Origin of the sequence: Microbacterium sp. GbtcB4, from assembly GCF_019091465.1 — a bacterium.
GTDB classification, from domain to species: Bacteria; Actinomycetota; Actinomycetes; order Actinomycetales; family Microbacteriaceae; genus Microbacterium; species Microbacterium paraoxydans.
On the sequence record NZ_JAGXJJ010000469.1, the window covers coordinates 1 to 240 of the forward strand.

General features: G+C 75.0%; 1 pseudogene. It reads right to left on the reverse strand.

The features are described 5' to 3' along the window. Positions 1-240, reverse strand: a pseudogene (locus KVS71_RS18495) (replication-associated recombination protein A); the annotation flags it as partial.

The following is a 240-nucleotide window of genomic DNA, read 5'->3' on the forward strand; positions in this document are numbered from 1 at the left end:
GTGCGAGAGCGCCACGGCAGCGGCGGCCTCCAGTCCGGTGAGGGCACGACGGGCGTCCCCCGACGCGTGGCGGATGAGCGCCGACCGCGCCTCGTCGCTGAGCGCGACCGTACCGGAGGGTCCGCGGGCATCCGACACCGCGCGGTCCACGAGCACGCCGATGTCGTCATCCGTGGGCGGCTGCAGCGTGGGCAGCAGCGACCGGGACAGCAGGGGCGGGATCACCGAGGACGAGGGGTT